Annotated in this window: 12 protein-coding genes and 2 pseudogenes; 6 read left to right on the top strand and 8 right to left on the bottom strand. The window is 68.5% G+C overall.

The genetic code is table 11. From position 1 onward, the window contains the following. Positions 1–26: 26 nt before the first annotated feature. Positions 27–803: pseudogene (locus tag EOT10_RS07685) on the top strand (FAD-dependent oxidoreductase); the annotation flags it as partial. Next, positions 795–1,538: pseudogene (locus tag EOT10_RS07680) on the top strand (cytochrome P450); the annotation flags it as partial. The pseudogenes EOT10_RS07685 and EOT10_RS07680, both read left to right, overlap by 9 nt. A gap of 220 nt (positions 1,539–1,758) precedes the next feature. Here EOT10_RS07680 and EOT10_RS07675 read toward each other — a convergent pair. Further along, positions 1,759–3,465, bottom strand: a complete 1,707-nt coding sequence (locus tag EOT10_RS07675) for an alpha-keto acid decarboxylase family protein (RefSeq protein ID WP_127827278.1) — start codon at positions 3,463–3,465, stop codon at positions 1,759–1,761. A gap of 435 nt (positions 3,466–3,900) precedes the next feature. Next, entirely contained in the window at positions 3,901–4,062 is a 162-nt protein-coding gene (locus EOT10_RS41200) for a hypothetical protein (protein WP_189491304.1), read from the bottom strand. Positions 4,063–4,731: 669 nt separating this feature from the next. Between EOT10_RS41200 and EOT10_RS42980 the strand changes: the two genes are divergently transcribed. Both EOT10_RS42980 and EOT10_RS07655 read left to right on the top strand, forming a co-directional pair. Further along, positions 4,732–5,145: a putative quinol monooxygenase gene (locus EOT10_RS42980; protein WP_348539242.1), complete on the top strand. Its 414-nt coding sequence runs from the start codon at positions 4,732–4,734 to the stop codon at positions 5,143–5,145. Positions 5,146–5,191: 46 nt separating this feature from the next. After that, the gene (locus EOT10_RS07655) at positions 5,192–5,815 is read left to right on the top strand and encodes a cysteine hydrolase family protein (RefSeq protein ID WP_127827277.1); all 624 of its coding nucleotides are present in this window, start codon (positions 5,192–5,194) and stop codon (positions 5,813–5,815) included. Positions 5,816–6,362: 547 nt separating this feature from the next. On the opposite strand, the gene EOT10_RS07650 is transcribed toward EOT10_RS07655, so the two are convergent. After that, positions 6,363–7,028, bottom strand: a complete 666-nt coding sequence (locus tag EOT10_RS07650) for a DUF4097 family beta strand repeat-containing protein (RefSeq protein WP_127827276.1) — start codon at positions 7,026–7,028, stop codon at positions 6,363–6,365. A gap of 282 nt (positions 7,029–7,310) precedes the next feature. Next, on the bottom strand, positions 7,311–8,060 hold the full coding sequence (locus tag EOT10_RS07645; RefSeq protein ID WP_127827275.1) for a hypothetical protein: 750 nt from the start codon (positions 8,058–8,060) through the stop codon (positions 7,311–7,313). A 211-nt stretch (positions 8,061–8,271) separates the two neighbouring features. On the opposite strand from EOT10_RS07645, the gene EOT10_RS07640 reads away from it, so the two are divergent. Continuing rightward, positions 8,272–8,748 (top strand): GNAT family N-acetyltransferase, encoded by a 477-nt coding sequence (locus EOT10_RS07640; protein ID WP_127827274.1) that lies wholly within the window; start codon positions 8,272–8,274, stop codon positions 8,746–8,748. A gap of 474 nt (positions 8,749–9,222) precedes the next feature. Here EOT10_RS07640 and EOT10_RS07635 read toward each other — a convergent pair whose 3' ends face one another. The 3 genes from EOT10_RS07635 to rph all read right to left on the bottom strand — a co-directional run bounded on the left by EOT10_RS07635 (position 9,223) and on the right by rph (position 13,367). Next, positions 9,223–9,993, bottom strand: a complete 771-nt coding sequence (locus tag EOT10_RS07635) for an MBL fold metallo-hydrolase (RefSeq protein WP_127827273.1) — start codon at positions 9,991–9,993, stop codon at positions 9,223–9,225. A 93-nt stretch (positions 9,994–10,086) separates the two neighbouring features. Continuing rightward, positions 10,087–10,500, bottom strand: a complete 414-nt coding sequence (locus EOT10_RS07630; protein ID WP_127827272.1) for a hypothetical protein — start codon at positions 10,498–10,500, stop codon at positions 10,087–10,089. Positions 10,501–10,760: 260 nt separating this feature from the next. Beyond that, positions 10,761–13,367 carry a rifamycin-inactivating phosphotransferase gene (rph, locus tag EOT10_RS07625; protein ID WP_127827271.1) on the bottom strand — a complete coding sequence of 869 codons (2,607 nt, stop codon included), beginning with the start codon at positions 13,365–13,367 and terminating at the stop codon, positions 10,761–10,763. Between the two features lie 451 nt (positions 13,368–13,818). Here rph and EOT10_RS07620 point away from each other — a divergent pair, with 451 nt between their 5' ends. Further along, on the top strand, positions 13,819–14,838 hold the full coding sequence (locus EOT10_RS07620; protein WP_127827270.1) for a threonine ammonia-lyase: 1,020 nt from the start codon (positions 13,819–13,821) through the stop codon (positions 14,836–14,838). Here EOT10_RS07620 and EOT10_RS07615 read toward each other — a convergent pair. After that, complete coding sequence (locus tag EOT10_RS07615) at positions 14,811–16,037, bottom strand: MFS transporter (RefSeq protein WP_127827269.1); 1,227 nt, start codon at positions 16,035–16,037, stop codon at positions 14,811–14,813. The two genes, EOT10_RS07620 and EOT10_RS07615, sit on opposite strands and share 28 nt — an antisense overlap. Positions 16,038–16,094: the final 57 nt, after the last annotated feature.

Below are 16,094 nucleotides of genomic sequence, written 5' to 3'. Positions count from 1 at the left end.
CCCCGCCGTCGTCGACGACCAGGCACTCGGTCACCGAGCGCGGCCCGGCCCCGCTGGTGGGCGCGCTCGGCGGAGTGATCGGCGCGGTAGCGGACCGGCTGCAGCGCAAGCACGAAGTCGACCTGCGCTGCGGCATCAGCGTCACCGCCCTCGAGGGCGACGATGTGGGGCGACTCAGGCGTGCCCATCTGTCCGACGGTTCGGCGATCGACGTGGAGGTGGCGGTCGTCTCGCTCGGTGCCATGCGGAACACGGAATGGCTGGCCGGCTCGGGGGTGGCCGCAGGTCCTCGGGGGATCGCGTGCGACGCCGGGTGTCGGGTGTTCGACGTCAACGGCATCGTCACCGACGACATCTACGCCGCCGGTGACGTCGCCCGCAGCCCCCACCCGCTGCTCGACTACCAGTTCCTGGCGCTGGAGCACTGGGGCAACGCGGTCGAACAGGCAGAGATCGCCGCCCACAACATGATCTGTGCGGGTCCGGACCGCCGTCCGCACCTGTGGCTGCCGATGTTCTGGTCCACCCAGTTCGGCGTCAACATCAAGTCGGTGGGTGTGCCCTCGCTGGGCGACCAACTGGTCGTCGCCCAGGGGGCGCTCACGGAGGAGCGGTTCGTCGCGGTGTACGGCTACCGGGGCCGCGTCATCGCCGCGGCGTCCTTCGACGGAGCCAAGTGGCTGGGGTTCTACGAGCAGCAGATCGCGTCCGGCGCGCCGTTCCCGCCGGAGTACCGCACGGTCGACCGCCGGACCGAGACGCTGGAACCGATCGACCCGGCCTTCCCCGACCCCGGCGTGCCGCGCGAGGACGAACCGCGCTTCCACGTCTGAGCCGACGCCCTGGCGTCGTCAATCGATCCCCAGGCCGGCGACGACGGCCAGGAAAAGGCACAGCGGGCCCGCCAGGACATGGGCGCCTACCTGACCGATCTGATCGAGACCAAACGCCGTCACCCCGGCCCCGGGATGCTCAGCGCGCTCGCCCCTGCCATGACACCGGCGGACCTGGAGGCCACCGCGGTGCTGCTCCTGGTCGCCGGCCACGAAACCACCGTCAACGCGATCACCAACACGACCCTCACCCTGCTGCGCCACCCTGACGTCCTCGAGCGGTTCCAGAAGGACCCGGACCTGGCCGTCCCGCTCATCGAGGAAGTGCTGCGCTACGAGCCCCCGGTCCAGTTCGTCCCGTGGACCACAGCCCTGGCCGACATCGACGTCGCCGGCACCACGATCCCCGAGGGCTCGCCGGTCTGGCTCATGCTGGCCGCGGCCAACCGCGACCCCAGACGCTTCAAGGACCCCGACCGGTTCGACCCCGACCGCAGGGACAACGAACACTTGGGCTTCTACACCGGCATCCACTACTGCTTCGGCGCCCCCCTCGCCCGGATAGAACTCCATGTGGCGGTGCCCGAACTGTTCCGCCGGGTCAGGTTCTCCAGGCTGCTCGAGGACCCGCCGCCGTACCGCGCCAACGCCGTACTGCGCGGCCCCCGGCACCTTCCCGTGGCGATCGAGGGCTTCACGGCCTGAGCACCGCCGCAGGGGCTGGGGAAGCTGGTCCAGCTGCTTGGGCACGTCCGCCCTCTACATCTCGGCCGGCGGCCAAATACGCCCTGCACGCCGGAGTCGAAGGCACGGACCTGCCGCTTGTCCCGGCTTGTTGTTCACGGAGACGCACATCGATTTGATCTGCGATGCCTGCCTCAACCAAGTCGTCTCCGGGCCGCGCCGCTGTTTCGCGTGGGGGGAGTCAGGCCGGCCGGAGTTGGGCGTTGTCGCGGTGCTGCGGGCCGCGAGGCCCGTAGTCGATGTCCGCGCCGGTGTTGCTGCTGGCCATGACCGCGGCGGGAGCGTCGTAGGGATCCATGACTGCCTCGATGAGGATCAGCGTGTCGTTGGGCGCGCTGAGGGCCTCCGCCAGGTCCGCGGGAGTCTTGACAACGAACGACCGCGCCGTGGTGTCCGGGCGGAGCACCCTCGGTAGATCCGCGTAGGCCCAGGTCGCGATGTCGTTGTACTGCCCGGTTTTGCCGAGGTATCCGCGTTCGATGGTGTATCCGCCGTTGTTGATCAGGAAGATCACCGGCTTGTAGTCGTGCCGGAGGATGGTCGACAGCTCCTGCGCGGTCAGCTGGAATGAGCCGTCGCCCAGGAACAGCAGGTGGCGACGGTCTGGTGCTGCGGTCAGCGTGCCGAGCAGGGCTGCGACCGAGTAGCCGATCGAGCCCCAGTTGATCGATCCGACGAAGGTGCAGTCCGGTGGCAGGTGCAGGCCGAGGAGGGCGTACGACGTGCCGTTGTCGAGGAGGAGCACGTCCCCGGCCCGGAGGTAGCCCTGGATTGCCTGCCAGTACGCGGCCTGCGTCAGGTTGGTGGAGCCGCCTGCGGGGGTCTTTGCCGCCGTAGCCCCCCGCTGTGGCGCAGCGCGGCTCGTGACGTGCGGGACGGTGTCCCGTACACCGCGGATGACTTCCTGGAGCGTCACTGCCTGGTAGTTGTCGTCACCGATGTCCACCGAGTGGCTACGGGCGCGGATCGTGTCGGCGGGCAGCGAAGCAGTGAAGTCGCCCGTGGTCACCTCGATCGGCCGGTAGCCGATGGAGAGCAGGCAGTCACTGGACTCGATCGCCGCGCGCACATGCGGCTCGCTTGCCTGGCCGTTGTAGATGCCGACGTAGTAGGGGAACGTCTCGTCGATGACCGCCTTGGCTGTGCTGATCACTGCCACGGGAAGCTGCATCTTCTCGGCCAGCCCCATGAGGTCGGCTGCCACGCCGAAGCGGTCCGCGTCCAGATCCACCAGGACCGCCGGTGACTTGGCGGCGGACAGGTGGGCTGCGATTGCGGTGACGCACGACCGAAGCCGTTCCGGGTCGCTGGGCGGTTGCGCGAGCACCAGCCGCGCTTGCGGAACCTCGATGTCGAGATAGGCGATGTCGGAAGGCAACTCCACGTACACCGGGAGCTTTTCCCGCCACGCGGTGAGGATCAGCCTGTCGATCTCGGTGACCGCGTTGTGCGGGGTCAGCCGCGCCTGCGCGGCGGTCACCTGCGCGTAGGCGCCGAGGAAGCGGTCCCACGTGCCGTCGGCCATCGTGTGGTGCATGCCCAGGCCGCGATCGATGGACTTGAGCGGTATCGACCCGCAGATACAGACCACCGGCACGTGCTCGCTGTAGGAGCCGGCGACACCGTTGATCGCGCTCAGGGCGCCGACGGCGTTCGTCACGAGGAGCGCGCCCATGCCGTTCAGCCGGGCATAGCCGTCCGCTGCGTAGGACGCGTTCAGCTCACTGCAGTTACCGACCCATTGCAGCGTGCCCGCGTCCTGAAGCTGCTGGAGCAGTTCGAGGTTGAAGTCACCAGGGACGCCGAAGAGGTGGCCGACGCCGGCCTCCTCCAGACGCCGAAGCAGGAAGTCGCCGATCGTCATCCATCGGCTCGGGCTGGTGGACATCGCCTGTGCCTCCGAATCGCCGGTATCGTCTCCGTCAGGAGCGGGAGCGACTTATATCCATTTTGCGGTCAGAGATGGCTGCGCGCCTCTGTGCGTATTCGGGCTCCCACCCACGGGCGGATCGACCAGGGAGTTGCGGGCGGTCTCGTACGCCGGTTTCTGTGTGCGCAAGGACGAGCTGCAAGGGCAAGATCGCCGGAGGAGTCGCGAGCTTCTGGCGGCTCTCGTGCCGACGGTCCGGCGGCGCACGCGCCGGCTCAACCACGGCGGCGACCGCCAAGCAAACGCCGCCCTGCACCGCATCGTGTTCACCCGGCTGCGCCACGACCCCCGCACCCAGACGTACTACGAACGCCGCACCCAGGAGGGCAAGACCCGACGCAAGATCATCCGATGCCTTCGAGCGATTTGCCGGCCGAGAGGTCTTCCACCTGGTCAGGGCAGTATCCAGCGTATGTGGAGTGCGCAGACGAGGCGGTGGCCGCACTGTCCCCCCACGGCGATCTCGCCGGTCCGGGCGCTGACCTGACCGACCCGGTGGCCGTCGACCTCCTGCGGGACATCCTCACCGAGGAGCACGCCGACGCTCCTGGTCACTGCGGCCGCTGTCTTCGGGTCAAGGGTCGTTCCTGGAACATACGGCCGCGGACTACGACCGGTACCAGGTGATCAACCGCGCCTTCTTCTTCGTCACCCAGACCGTGGCCAGAGCGCCATCGTCTTCATCCGTCTTCATCGCTTTCCCGCCATCCCGCCGGCCGGTCTGACTCTGGTGGCAAAAGAGGAGGGCCTGCGCGACGCCCGCTACGCCGCCCTGGAAACCATCGCCTGCCGGACGGAGCCGAGGGCCTCGGGCGTGGGTGTGGAGGTCGTGTGGGGCTGCGGGGCCCCGCCGCGCGGCAGGGTGACGGCGGTCAGCGCGACACCTCCCAGCCCCAACGCACCGGCAGTGCGCAGCAGGTGGCGCCGGGGCAACTGTGGCGGTGGCTTCGTCGTCGGAGTCACTGTTCCCGGATGCCTGAGACATGGGCTCCCTTTCCGCCCCTGGCGGTCGCTTCAGTGAGGTGTGGTGACACGCGGAACCCGTCTCGGCGCCGTGGCGGCGATGCGTGACCGCACACCATGGCCGCACGCGCCCGTTGCAGGTCCCGCGTTCGTTGAGCCTCATGCTCAGCCGTGACCTGTGCTCTCGCAATCGGACCAGGTCCGTCGACGCGCGTGCCGCCCGCTGTGTGAGGAGACTGGGAGTGGTAGAAGGAGGCAGGGATGAGCCAGATGGCGCTTTGTGTCCGCTTCACGCTGCGTGACGGTGCTGGTGAAGCGTTCGACGAACTGGTCCGGGAGGCCGTCGAGGGGGTCCTCGAACACGAGCCGGTCCCCTTGGTGTACCCCTGCAGTGAAGTCGAGGGAGCACCGAACCAGCGCCTCTTCTTCGAGCTGTACGCCGACCGAGCCACCTTCGAGGAACACGGACGTCAGCCCCCACGTCCGTCGCTTCCTCAACCAGAGCGAACAGTACGCAGAGAAGACGGAGATCGACCACCTGCGGCCGTACGCCGGAAAGTACCCTGCCGCGGCCGGATAGCGCGGTTCAATCCTGTACCGACCGTGTGCCTCGGCGGGGACGCGAAGCGGACTCGGGCACAAGGCGTGACGCCTCCCGGCCCGGCACCACTGTGAGCAGACCGGGACCGCCCCCCAAGTAGGGCCGGGACGAGGAGGAACCATGGCCGAAATCTACGATCCTCGCCACACGGCCGTCCTGCTGGTCGACCCCTACAACGACTTCCTCTCGGAGGGCGGCAAGGTCTGGCCCCGCCTGGAGCCCGTGGCCCGCAGCGTCGATCTTCTGGACCATCTCCGGTCTGTGGTCGCCGCCGCCCGCGAAAACGGTGTGCGCGTGGTCTTCGTACCGCACCGCCGCTGGGAGCCGGGCGACTACGAGTCGTGGGACCATCCGACCCCCTCGCAGCGGAAGATCCAGGAGTTCCAACACTTCGCCCGGGGCTCCTGGGGCGGGGAGTTCCACCCTGACTTCCAACCGCAGCCGGGCGAGGTCGTCGTACAGGAACACTGGGGATCGAGCGGGTTCGCCAACACGGACCTGGACATGCAGCTCAAGCAGCACGGCATCACTCACGTCGTTGTCATCGGCGTCCTGGCCAACACCTGCATCGAGGCCACCGCCCGCTACGCCATGGAGCTCGGCTACCACGTCACGCTGGTCACCGACGCCACCGCGTCCTTCAGCCCCGAGATGATGCACGCCGCTCACCGACTCAACGGCCCCACCTACGCCCAGGCCATCGTCACGACAGACCAACTCACCGCCGCACTCGGCCCATGGTGAACACCGTGGGACGCATGGCTCGCACCACCCTGGCTGCCGATGGGCGAAGGTGACGCCACCGTCCATGAGAAGGTCGGCTCCGCGAATCGGCACCATCGCCGCCGACGGCGGCCCCAAAGCGTGCGCCGCCACCGGGAACCCCACCTGGGTGCTGGCCGCCGACCATTCCACCATCCAACTCCGCAGCGACGATCGCAGCCAGCTCTCCACAACACCAGCGCACCACGCTGGTGAGGCAGCGAACGGAGATAGGGCGAAACAGCCCAGCTCAGACTTGGCGAGGGCTACCTTGCCCGCCAAGTCGAGTGCACAGCGCGACAAGTCCAGTGCTCATTAGACAGATGTAGTGCTCAGTCACATCGCGGCGCTCCTCGACGCACGGACACCGCAACTACTCACCGCAGAACTGACCGCTATCCGGGGCTGGTTCGAGAACACCCGGCCCGGCTCACGCACCCCGGGTCCTCGGCGACGTCGACCAACAGCATCTCGATCGCCGTGGACCCGGCCGGAAGCGCCTTGACGCTGCTCCTCGCAAAGGGCGTCGTCAGAGACTGCGGGCGTCGATGTCGCCGTGAGACGTCGTGGCGCGGATGTCGAGTTCGACGGTGCCGTCGTTCTTGAGGGCGTTGGTGACGCGGCCGTGATCCGTGCCGGCATCCAGGGAGGCCGAGACACCGGCAGCGGCGCCGACGGAAATGTCGCCGGACTGCGTGCGGAGCACGACCGTGCCGCACGTCGCCTCCGCGATCCGGATGTCACCCCGCGCGGTGCTGATCTCCGCAGGGCCACCCAGCCTGCCCACCTCGACGTCACCGTCGATCGCCGTGAGGCGGACGCTCGCGGCCTCGTCGAGCTTGATCTGGCGGTACGCACCGTCGAAGGCGACGTCACCCAGGCGCCCCACACCCCGAAGCTCGGCACTGGCGGCCTTGCCCTCGACGTGGGAACCCACGGGCAACTGGACGGTGACCTCCACGGATCCCGACGGGCCGAGGATCTGGTTGCCGGAGGCCGCGGCCGTGATCCGCAGAACGCCGTCGGCGAAGGCGACGAGGGTCTGCTCGGCGGCCTTGGTGTCGCGGCTCTTGGAGGCATCGGCGGGCCGGACCTCGACGCACGTGTCGGCGCGGTCCGCGGCGATGAACTGTATGCGCCCGGCGGGGATGTCCAGGACGGCGGAGATCGGGGCGGTGGTCTCGAACTTCTGCATCGTGCTCTCCCATGCTCACTGGTCGTTGCTCGCTGTTTCTGACACCAGAAACGCTACGTTGCTTTCCATGTTCCGACAACAGACTCTTTGCACGGGATACATATCTATGCAGGTGAAGGCCAGTAAAGTGTTGCAACGGTTCCACGGATAACGCAACGATAGTCGCCCCGCCCATTGCAATGAATGAGAAGTGAACGCTACGGCGAGGTCATACGCATCGCGAACCGATCGAGGGGCGGCCTCCGCGAGACCGCCCCTCACATGCCGACCTTGCCACGCGTGCTACCCCGCACTACCCCGGGTCACGCGCACACCCGCGCCGACGGTGGTCACCTTGGTGCTGCCGTAGCCGGCACACGCCCCGTACTCCTTGACCCACTTGGTCGTGCCGGACAGGGAGCCGGAGGAAGCCCCGCCGAACGTGACGTCGTAGCGCGGCTGTTGGGCACAGCTGGGCACGTTGTAGTACTCGATGAAACCGGCCTGCGAGGCCTTCAGCTTGCCGGAGCCGGCAGGCAGCTTGTAGGTGCCGACGGGGGTCCGCTGTCCGTTGTTGGTGTCGACGATGGTGCCCGACCAGGTGTCCGTGCCGGCCTGGGCGATCTCGACGCGGAAGGTGTGGCCGTACACGGCGTTGAAGTCCACTCCGCAGCTGACGCCGGCGCCGCCGTCAGCGCCGTCCGAGCAGTTGGGGTGGGCGCTTGTCGTGCCACTGATGAAGGAGGAGAACACGCCGTGCAGGCGCTGGTGCCCGTTCGCGTCGGGCCGCGGCTGCAGCCCCGCGTAGGCGATGTTGCTCTGGCCGGTGAAGCCGTACTGCATCGCGAAGTAGGTCCCGGACACGCGGGCTGTGCCGGTGTTCACGGTGATCGGGAAGTTGAGGGAAGTCAGTCCCCCGCTGGGAGCGCCACTGACGGACCACGACAGCAGTTCGTTCCCGCCGAAGGTCTGCGCCTGTGCGCCTGGTGCTGCGATGAACGGGACGAGTGCGGCCAGGGCTGCCACCGCCATGCGCGTCAACGCTCGTTTCATCCGGGTCTCCTTTTGGGGGTGTTGGAGAGTTTTAGCCATGCACCTGACAACATTCAACTCGGGAGACTATGGCGCCGCCGCCTAGGAGTGTCAATACATGCTCGCAGTCACACTGCTTCGAGCAGAATCAATCACTTGCCCTCCACCGCCCTTCCCACCGTGGGAGCATCGGTCCGCTGTCCGCTGCGAGAAGGTGTCGATGGAGGCGTCGATGGAGGTAGCGCTGCGGGAAGTGAGAGACGCCGACCTGCGTGTCTTCTTCGCCCAGATGAACGAGCCCGAGGGGGTTCGGATGGCGGCGTTCACTGCCGAGGACCCGTCAGACAGTGCCGATTTCCACGCCCGATGGACGCGGATCCGCCAGAATCCAGAGGTCGTCGTGCGCACTGTCACTGACGGCAGGGGCGAGATCGTCGGCCACGCTTCCGTGTTCGGCCCGCCCGAGGAACGCGAGGTCACCTACTGGATCGGACGGCAGTACTGGGGCCGAGGAGTTGCCTCCGCCGCACTGCGGGAACTGCTCCGCCTGGCACCTGAGCGTCCGGTGTTCGCCCGGGCGGCCGCCGACAACCTCGGTTCCATCCGGGTCCTGGAAAAGTGCGGATTCGTCGTCTCCGGGCACGATCGGGGTTTCGCGAACGCACGAGGCGAAGAAGTTGATGAAGTGCTCTTCACCTTGCGTCGCTGATCTGATGGTAAGCCAGCACTCGAAAACGAGTGGAACCGCGCGGCTGTGCGCCATTACGGTGCTGCCGAAACCCAGTCGTCCAGGCAAGGACATGCCGTTGTACACCCTGTGAGACCTCCCGAGCGCTGAACTGTCGCGCGTCGCGCCTGTGCGCCGCGCTCCTTTTTGCTGCGGACTTCTCACACTGAAATCGGTGTACATCTGTGCTCAACAACTGGGTTGTCACTGGCGGTTCTGATCACCTGGGTCAGAGACTGGTCACGGAGGAGTGGCTCGTTCCGGTAGTCCGGCTGAGCGGCGAGCTCTCCGGCGGCTTCACCTTCACGCTCAACCGCTCGGCTCTCCTCAGGGCCAGGGACCAAGGGTCCGTCCGGCAGGACCAGACCCGATGGACAGGCCCGGCCCGCCATGCGAAGCGTGGCCTGTCCGGACGCAACGCCCGTTCCCTGGCGAGCGCCCGCGGGCGGTTGCGGGCTAGCCGATCGAGAAGGTGGTACCCGGGGCTGCGTAGTCGACGGGGCCGTTGAACCGGGCTGCGGCGCGTGCCACCGCTTGATCCGGGGTGAGGAAGCGGCCGACGTGGGTGACGATCAGCCGGCCCGCCCGGGACACGTCGGCCGTGCCACCGGCGTCCTCGGGCGTGTGGTGCACCTGTTCGCCCTCGGTCGGTGCCTGGGCGCTCTCGGCCTCACACAGCAACACATCGCATTCCTCTGCCAGTTGTGTGAGGTTCGCGCACGGCGCCGTGTCACCGGAGTAGACGAGCGAGCGGCCCTCGGCCTCGACGCGCACGGCGAAGGCCGGGATGCCGTGCGCCACCGCCCGGCTGGTCATGGTGAGCGCGCCGACGCGCACCCGATGCCCGTCAGCCAGCTCATGGACAGCGAAGGCGGACTCGACCGGGCTGCGCGTGGAGCCGTTCGTGAGGAAGTGCGCCAGCCGATCGGCGATGCCCGGCGGTCCGTAGAGGGGGATGGGCGCGGCGAGCCGGATATCGGCGTAGAGCGCCGCGTAGTAGGCGGTGAGCAGATCCGCGCTGTGATCGGCGTGCAGGTGGGAGATCCAGATCGCGTCGACCTCGTCGAGCCGGACATGCCGCTGCAACTGCGCCAGCGTGCCGCTGCCCGCATCCATCCAGACCCGGGTGGCGCCGCTGGACACCAGGTAACCGGAACACGGATTGTCCACGCTCGCATAGGGCGTCGCACAGCCCAGAACGGTGAGACGGAGAAGATCGCTGGCCATCCGCGGAGTCTATAGAACGCGTGATCCACAGGTAGGGGCCATTTCTCCGCTCCGTCCCGCTGCTACCCGCACCCGTTGCCACCCGCACCCGCTTCAGGGTCGGTCGAAGGTCTCGCAGCGCTGGTGGTTGGGGATGTTGTCCAGACAGATGAAGACGAAGTCCGCTCCCCCGGCGACGTTCGCGGGCAGGGTCACCGAGATGCTCCTCGACCTGCCGCACACCGGCTTGGTGGTGCGCTCGCTCAGCCTGGTGTAGTTGGGGCCACCGTCCGAGCGAAAGGCGGCCACGTAGGTGAGACGGCAGCTCGACTTGCTGACCGACTTCTGCTCCCCCTTGAGCAACACCGAACGCCCGTACCAGCTCAGGCTTCCCTTGGTGTACGTCTGGCCGAAGGCGACCTTGTACTTGCTTGTCGGATAGGAAGCTGCCGATCCCGGCCCGACCGGCACCAGCAGCAACGCTGCGGCCAGGGGCGCCACTACCGCGTACCTCTTCAGCAAGGCCATGAATCCTCCGCGAGATGATCCGGCACGGCACGACGACCGGGCCCGCGGGCGATCGGCATCCGTGCTGTTGGTCCGAGCCCCTCATGCTGCACGTTCACCGGTCGTGAAGAACGCAGTGACACGTCCGGCCGGCGGCGAGCGGCACTGTGCGGCGGCGGCTGCCATGGCACGGGGTCATCGGCGGCCGGGGCCGAGACCGGCGGTGAGGCGTCGCAGTGCGGCGTGGGCGGGTGGGCCCCCGGCCACCACTTCATGGGCGGTCAGGGCAGGATCTCGATGTACCCGTCGGTTCCGTGTACGCGGATCCGCTGACCGTCCCGGATCAGCCGGGTGGCCTGCTCGACGCCAACAACGGCCGGCAAGCCGTACTCCCGGGCGATCACCGCGCCATGGGTCATCAGGCCGCCCACCTCCGTCACCAGGCCGGCGATCCCGACGAACAGGGGCGACCAGCTGGGGTCCGTGAAGGTCGTGACCAGGATGTCGCCCGCTTCGAGATCGGCATCCGCCATGTCGAGGATGACGCGCGCCCTTCCCTCGACGGTGCCGGCGGAAACCGGCAGGCCGACCAGGGCACCGGCCGGCACGTCGTCACGCCGGTACGCCCCGGTGACGGCCTCACCGTCCGAGGTGAGAACGCGGGGCGGTGTGAGCGCCTGGTACGACCGGAACGCGTCCTTGCGCTGCTCGATGAGCCGGCCATCCACCTCGTTGGAGCGCACGGCGTCGTGGAACTCCTCGAACGTGAGGTAGAAGACGTCCTCCGCCTCAGCGAGCACACCGCCCTGCACAAGGCGCTCGGCCTCCTCCAACAGGGCCTGCTTGTAGGCGAAGTAGCGGCTGATGATGCCGTACTTCGGGTACTCCCGGTACCCGATGAAGGTCCGGACCCGGTCGATCATCCGCTTGGCCTCGTCGGCCTTCCGGTCCCCGTCCGGCAGGACCCGCAAGCGGGACAGCACGTCCTGTTCCTTCCTCTCCGCCTTCTGCCGCCCTTCCTCGAAGCGCCGCCCGGCGGCGCCCGGCTCGAAGTTCCTGACGTTGTCGAGGATCACGGGCACCAGCGTGGCGGGGCGCTCGCGCCAACGTGGCCTCGTGACGTCGATCTCGCCGACGCAGCGCATGCCGTACCGGTCGAGGTAGGACTCGATGGCGGCACGCGCTTCGGTCCCGCCCGCGAGCTTCGCCAGCTCGTCCAGGAAGCTGTCGTCCTCGACGCCCTGCAGGAACGCCACCACCTCCGGATGCCGGCGGATCACGTCCGCGACGTCGAGCAGCTCAAGTCCCATCTCCGACGTGATGTTGTCGGGGGCGGACAGGGTGAGCGTGTCAGCCGCGTTCTTCTCGCCCAGCCAGTCCTGCAGTTTGTCGTTGAGCCACCACGTGGCCTCCATACCCGCCATGATCGCCTGCATGCTCAGCGGGTCGCTGAGGACGCGTTTGTGCTCCTCAAAAGCCTCCAGCAGGAAGTCGAACAGCTCCGGTCCTGTCTTCTTCCGGATGTCGCGTTCCAGGGCGTCGACGGACGTCCGGCTCCGTTCGATCAGCTCGGTGACGATGGCCGGATCGGTCTCGATCGGGGCCGGCGCACCGCCGGCGGCCGGGGGCCTGCCAGGAACCACGTCCGGGAACGGCGCCACGAAGTCGTCCCGGTAGAGGACCGTCTCCAGCGCGTCCCTGACCAGCGGATCGCCTCTCCCGATGACGTCCAGGAGCGCGGCGCGGCTCGCGGGCGAGGCCAGGCGCCGGGTGACGTCGACGAACAGCCTCCCGCCTGCCTCCTGCATGGGCACCATGGCCGTCAGCTGCCACAGGGAGAGCCCGAGCGGCTTCATGGCGTCGGTCATCATCTGCTGATGACCGACGGAGACGTACACGTGATTGTCCTGGTCGCCGCTCTCGGGGACGGGGATGGGGAAGAGCGTCGTGATCGGCCGGCTCTGGACGATCTGGAAGTCGTCGTCGACCAGGCACCACTCGATGTCCTGCGGGCGGCCGAAGTCCGCTTCGATCCGCCGCCCGAGCTGCACGAGCCGCACGACCTGCTCGTCGGTCAGCGCCGGCTGTTCCTGCCGCTGCGCCTCGATCGCCACTTCCTGCGTACCGCCGGCCGGCACGGCCTCGACGGCACGCTGTTTGGCGGCGATGGTCCTGGCGACGACTTCGCCGTGTCGCACCTTGAAGACGTCCGGGTTCACCAGGCCGGAGACCAGGGCCTCACCGAGGCCGAAGCCGGCGTCCACGGTGGCCACCTTCCGGTTGCCCGTGACGGGGTCGGCCGTGAACAGGATGCCGGACGCATGCGGGAAGACCATCTGCTGCACGACTACGGCCATGTGGACCGTGCGGTGGTCGATACCGTTCCGCCGGCGGTACGTCACGGCCCGCTCGGTGAACAGCGAGGCCCAGCACCGGCTGACATGTTCGAGGACCGCCGCCGGCCCCACAACGTTCAGGTACGTGTCCTGCTGCCCGGCGAAGGAGGCCGTCGGCAGGTCCTCCGCGGTGGCGCTGGAACGGACGGCGTAGGCGGTCCCCTCTCCGAACGGGGCGAGCGCCCTGGTGATCGCCGACGCGAGATCGTCCGGAATGCTGATTCCCTCGATGGCCCGGCGGATCTCCGCGCTCAGCCCGCGGATCGCCTCCCGGTCATCCGAGTCCAGGCGCGACAGCTGATCGAGCAGCTCGTCGACTGACGGCGCCTCCGCCATGACCGCCCGGAAGGCATCCGTCGTCACACAAAAGCCCGCCGGTACGCGGATGCCTTCGATCCGCGACAGCGCGCCCAGGTGCGCGCCCTTCCCCCCGACGACCGCGACCTGAGACTCGTCGATCTCCTGAAGGTCCAACACGTACTGCTCGCTCACCGCGACACCTCCGGGGCCGTCCTGCTCCGCTGCGCTCCGCACCGCATTGCCTTGCCTTGCCTTGCCTTGCCTTGCCTTGCCTTGCCTTGCACTGGCCGATCGAACCACCGACTCGGCCGGCCAGGTGGCCGACGTGACCACTGGCACCAACACACGCACTATGTGCCCCTCATTTCCCCAGGTGGTGGCCTCGGCCGATGATTCTGCGCCACCACCCGGGCCTTGCCGCAAGCCCCCCGGTGCGCTATAAGTTGAGAGCGGCAGGGAGACAGATCTCCCTGCCTTTGTCGTTCTGCGCTCTGGTTCGGTGTTCTGGTTCGGGCGCCGCCTCCAGTCCCCGCCACCGCTGCCTGCGCCCGCGCCTGCGTCCGCGCTCAACCTGACGCCCCACTGGCCGAGTTGGGTCCGCGTCGCCCACAGCCGGCCACCCCCGGCGCTAGACTGCCGGACCGTGCAGGAGACGCGCCTCGACATCGCTCGGATCCGGGCGGCCCGCCAGGTGATCGACCCGATTTTTCTCGACACCCCGCTGTATCGCTGCGAGGCGCTGGAGCCCGGCCTCGGGTGCAAGGTGAGCATCAAGCTCGAAACGGCGAACCCGGTCCGCAGCTTCAAGGCCCGTGGCACCGAGGTCGTCGCGAGCCGGCTCGCCGCAAGCGGCTCGCGAGCCGTGGTGTGTGCCAGCGCCGGCAACCTTGGCCAGGCCCTCGCCTGGTCCGGTCGCGGCCGGGGTCTCGACGTGACGGTCGTGGCATCCCGCTCCGCGCCTGCGGTCAAGCTCGATCGCATCCGCGCGTTGGACGCCAGCCTGGAGCTGGTGGACGGCGACTTCGATGTGGCTCGTGAGCGGGCGGCGGCCATCGCGCGGGGCCGCGGCATCCGACTGGTCGAGGACAGCCTGGACATCGAGACCTGCGAGGGCGCGGCGACCATCGGCCTGGAGCTGCTGCACGCCGTGCCGTCGTTCGAGAGCACGCCATCGTTCGAGAGCGTGCCGTCGCGCGAGAGCGGCCCGCCCTTCGACACCGTCCTGATCGCTCTCGGCGGAGGGGCGCTGGCCACCGGTGTGGGGCATGTGATGAAGGCCGCGGCGCCCCATGTCGAGGTGATCTGCGTTCAGCCGCTGGGCGCCCCGGCGATGACACACTCGTGGCGCCTGCGGCGCGTCGTCTGCACCGACTCGACCGACACCATCACTGACGGCGTCGCCGCCCGGCGGCCCATCCCAGCTGTCCTGAACGACCTCCTCCTCGTGGCCGACGATGCCGTTCTGGTCCAGGAGACGTCGATCATCGCCGGCATGCGGATGCTCCTCGACGACGCCGGTCTCGTCGTCGAGCCGTCGGCCGCGCTCGGTATCGCGGCGATCCTGGAAGACCGTGACCGCTTCGCCGGACGACACGTAGTCACCATCGTGTGCGGCAGCAACGTCGATGTGGATGCCTATCGATCGCTCTTTCGTACAACCTGATCGACGATGCCCATGCCCGGAACAGGGACGACCAGTTGTCGCTCCTCGCGCTTTCCCAGTGCCGCAAGGGCCAGCGTCACGGTGACCGATGCGGTCGCCATCAGGGTCATCGCCGTGGCGGGCGTGGTCAGTTGGGCCAGCGAACCTGCGAGGACGGCGCCGACGCCCTGCAGAGCGGACATACCGGTGGCGTGCAGGCCGAGGGCCTGGCCCGCGAGGCCGTCGGGGAGCTGGGACATCAGGCGTTCCTGCAGGACCAGGCTCGCGGCGAAACCGACGGAGGCCACGGTGACGGCCACCGCCGACACCGCCACTCCCGGCCGCAGGACGAAGAACAGGTAAGGAATCGCCAGCAGCAGGCGCAGCGGGGTCGCGAGACGGGGACGCAGTGCCGGCGGGACCAGTCGGCCCACCGTCATGTCGCCGACGAGCATGCCCAGTGCGCCGCACGCGTACAGGGTGCCGGCGGCGCCGGGGGCGTAGGAGACATAGAGGGAATCGCTGCCGACGATCAGGCCGTTGGGGATCCACAGGCCCAGGTAGGTGAGGCGGCGGGGGCGTGAGGACCACAGCAGGGCGTTGGTGCGCCAGGTCGCCGCGAGGGACGGCCTGCCGGTGGAGCGCGGCGCGCGTGCCGTCAGTCCCAGGCGCGTGACGAGGGCCGACAGAACGTACAGCGCGGCCGCCAGGAGCAGGCATGTTCGCGGGGACAGGAACGCCAGCAGTACGCCGCCTGCCGCGAATCCGGCCATCTGCACCAGGCCCCAGAGCATGTTGAACACCGAACGGCCCAGGACGTAGCCGTCGTTGGGGAGGATCTCGTTCAGCAGGCCTCCGCGCACTCCACCGCCGAGCGACGCGACCAGGCCCTGCCCCAGGATGACGGCGAAGACCGCCCAGACCGGCAGGCCGGGCAGCGCGAGAGCCGCCGTACCGGCCGCGAAGGCGAGGGCGAGGGCGGTGAGGGTCGCCCGCGGGGGCAGGCGGTCGGCGCCCGAGAGCAGGAGCGCGCCGCCCAGCAACTGCGCGAGCTGCGGGCCGAACATGCTCACCGCCGTCAGGAGCGGGGATCCGGTGGCCCGGAAGACCAGCGTGCCCAGGGCCAGACCGCCGACGGTCTGGGCGGCGGCGGAGGCGGCGAAGGAGAGCAGGAACGGGGTGAACTCCGCGGTGCGGAACAAGGTTCGGTAGCTGCGCATGGGCCGGAGTCTCGGGGCTGCCCGGGCGCGTGGGTATTGTTTCGCCGACACACGAAA

Source organism: Streptomyces antnestii (assembly GCF_004005495.1).
Lineage (GTDB): Bacteria > Actinomycetota > Actinomycetes > Streptomycetales > Streptomycetaceae > Streptomyces > Streptomyces antnestii.
This window is presented reverse-complemented; position numbering and strand designations above follow the sequence as displayed.

Excerpts from the sequence above, each read along its gene's own strand:
- EOT10_RS07675 (WP_127827278.1), bottom strand. The coding sequence starts at position 3,465 with ATGTCCACCAGCCCGAGCCGATGGATGACGATCGGCGACTTCCTGCTT.
- EOT10_RS42980 (WP_348539242.1), top strand. The coding sequence starts at position 4,732 with ATGAGCCAGATGGCGCTTTGTGTCCGCTTCACGCTGCGTGACGGTGCT.
- EOT10_RS07655 (WP_127827277.1), top strand. The coding sequence starts at position 5,192 with ATGGCCGAAATCTACGATCCTCGCCACACGGCCGTCCTGCTGGTCGAC.
- EOT10_RS07650 (WP_127827276.1), bottom strand. The coding sequence starts at position 7,028 with ATGCAGAAGTTCGAGACCACCGCCCCGATCTCCGCCGTCCTGGACATC.
- EOT10_RS07645 (WP_127827275.1), bottom strand. The coding sequence starts at position 8,060 with ATGAAACGAGCGTTGACGCGCATGGCGGTGGCAGCCCTGGCCGCACTC.
- EOT10_RS07640 (WP_127827274.1), top strand. The coding sequence starts at position 8,272 with ATGGAGGTAGCGCTGCGGGAAGTGAGAGACGCCGACCTGCGTGTCTTC.
- EOT10_RS07635 (WP_127827273.1), bottom strand. The coding sequence starts at position 9,993 with ATGGCCAGCGATCTTCTCCGTCTCACCGTTCTGGGCTGTGCGACGCCC.
- EOT10_RS07630 (WP_127827272.1), bottom strand. The coding sequence starts at position 10,500 with ATGGCCTTGCTGAAGAGGTACGCGGTAGTGGCGCCCCTGGCCGCAGCG.
- EOT10_RS07615 (WP_127827269.1), bottom strand. The coding sequence starts at position 16,037 with ATGCGCAGCTACCGAACCTTGTTCCGCACCGCGGAGTTCACCCCGTTC.